The sequence below is a fragment of the Bacillus sp. JJ1532 genome (genome assembly GCF_036965085.1).
Taxonomy (GTDB): domain Bacteria; phylum Bacillota; class Bacilli; order Bacillales; family Cytobacillaceae; genus Cytobacillus.
Map to the genome: position 1 here is coordinate 1 of NZ_JBALOW010000132.1, position 2,177 is coordinate 2,177.

General features: G+C 36.4%; 2 protein-coding genes. One reads left to right on the plus strand and one right to left on the minus strand.

Features of this window, described 5'->3' with window-relative positions; genetic code table 11:
- The first annotated feature begins 60 nt into the window (after window positions 1–60).
- The gene (glnA, locus tag V7122_RS25080) at window positions 61–1,395 is read left to right on the plus strand and encodes a type I glutamate--ammonia ligase (protein ID WP_335529917.1); all 1,335 of its coding nucleotides are present in this window, start codon (window positions 61–63) and stop codon (window positions 1,393–1,395) included.
- Window positions 1,396–1,659: 264 nt separating this feature from the next.
- On the opposite strand, the gene V7122_RS25085 is transcribed toward glnA, so the two are convergent.
- Window positions 1,660–1,959, minus strand: coding sequence for a DUF378 domain-containing protein (locus tag V7122_RS25085; RefSeq protein ID WP_335529920.1), 300 nt, complete (start codon window positions 1,957–1,959; stop codon window positions 1,660–1,662).
- Window positions 1,960–2,177: the final 218 nt, after the last annotated feature.

Genomic DNA, 2,177 nt, shown 5'->3' on the forward strand with positions numbered 1-2,177 from the left:
AAATATGAATCGTTTTTTTCATTAACGATTTTTGTTTAACTACTAAGGAGGAACTTATTTATGCCAAAATTCACCAAAGAAGACATAAAAAGAATTTCAGAAGAAGAAAACGTTAAATTTATTCGTCTCCAGTTTACTGATATCTTAGGAACGATTAAAAACGTTGAAATCCCAATCAGTCAGCTAGAAAAAGCACTTGGCAATAAAATGATGTTTGATGGTTCCTCCATTGAAGGATTTGTTCGTATTGAGGAATCAGATATGTATTTATTTCCTGATCTTGATACATGGGTTGTCTTTCCGTGGACTGCTGAAAAGGGAAAGGTTGCACGTCTAATCTGTGATATTCATAATGCAGATGGAACACCATTCCAAGGGGACCCAAGAAATAATTTGAAGCGTATATTAAAAGAAATGGAAGAAATGGGCTTTACGGATTTCAATCTTGGACCAGAGCCAGAATTCTTCTTATTCAAGCTTGATCAAAATGGAGATCCATCACTTGAGCTAAATGATAATGGCGGCTACTTTGACCTTGCGCCTACAGATCTGGGTGAAAATTGCCGTCGCGATATCGTTCTTGAACTGGAGGAAATGGGATTTGAAATTGAAGCATCTCACCATGAGGTGGCTCCAGGACAGCATGAAATTGATTTCAAATACGCAAATGCTTTGACGGCATGTGACCAAATCCAAACTTTTAAATTAGTAGTAAAAACAATTGCCCGTAAACATGGCCTTCATGCTACGTTTATGCCAAAGCCACTTTTCGGTGTCGCAGGTTCAGGGATGCACTGCAATGTGTCACTATTTAAAGAAGGGAAAAATGCCTTCTTTGATGAAAAAGGAGATTTGCAGCTAAGTGATTATGCACGTCAATTTATTGCTGGTATTCTGAAGCATTCGACAGGCTTTACAGCTGTCACAAATCCAACAGTAAACTCCTATAAGCGTTTGGTGCCAGGGTATGAAGCACCATGCTATGTAGCTTGGTCAGCACAGAACCGTTCACCATTAGTGCGTATACCATCATCAAGAGGAATAAGCACACGTGTAGAGGTTCGCAGTGTTGATCCGGCAGCAAACCCTTATCTTGCTATGGCTGTATTATTAAAGGCTGGTCTGGATGGGATAAAGAATAGCCTTACTCCACCGGGATCAGTTGACAGAAATATTTATGTTATGAGTAAGGAAGAAAGAATGGCTGAAGGAATTGATGATCTTCCATCTACATTAGCAGAAGCACTTGATAAGCTGAAAGCAAATGAGATTATCGTTTCAGCGTTGGGCGGACATATTTTTGAACACTTTGTAGAGGCAAAAGAGATTGAGTGGGATATGTTCCGCACGCAAGTCCATCCTTGGGAGCGGGAGCAGTATATGACGATGTATTAAACAATCAAACCGTTGGGGCAGTTGGCTCTAGCGGTTTTTTGTTTTCGGTCAGTTTCATTAATATGTTTTTCAAAATATAACTGTCTGATAATTTTCTAGATTTTGTTTCATAAAAAATTCGAGGACATTCTTCATATATCCTCAAATTTCTTCATTCTATCTCTTCAATTTTCTTGCTAATGTGTGAATTAACATCAGAAGAAATTTGTATACTTCCATGTTGATAAAACTTGAAGGTGAGCTGTTTTACTCTCCTTAAGGAAGTTATTCATCATCTTTTAATTTCGATAAATCTGTTTCTTCGCCAAACTCAGTAGCATAATTAAGGTTTCTATTGCCTTGTAGGTTCGTGTTACGTTCAACCACTTCGTCCATTGGAGCAAATAAAAGAGTTAAACAAATCAAACCACTTATGCCTACAAGACCATAAATTATTCTAGACAAAAATGCATCTTGTCCACCAAAGATTCCTGCTACTAAATCAAAATGAAAAAATCCAATTAGACCCCAGTTTACAGCGCCAATAATTATTAAAGCTAAAGCGATCCGTTGTAATATTTTCATGGATAAAACTCCTTAATTAAATAATATACTACATTAATAATTTTTGAATAAATAATCGATTTTATACTCATGTTAGCGAATTTTGGCATATTGTTCTTTAAACAGATTTAGAGTAATTATACTTTTTTGTGAAGATAGTTAATATAGATGAAGGGGATTTACAGCAGGCATATTTAACGAATGAAGAAAATGTTAAGGGGAAATGAACTGCATTTTAG

Bases quoted from the DNA above. Each gene is read 5' to 3' on its own strand.
- glnA (WP_335529917.1), top strand. From the start codon at position 61: ATGCCAAAATTCACCAAAGAAGACATAAAAAGAATTTCAGAAGAAGAA.
- V7122_RS25085 (WP_335529920.1), bottom strand. From the start codon at position 1,959: ATGAAAATATTACAACGGATCGCTTTAGCTTTAATAATTATTGGCGCT.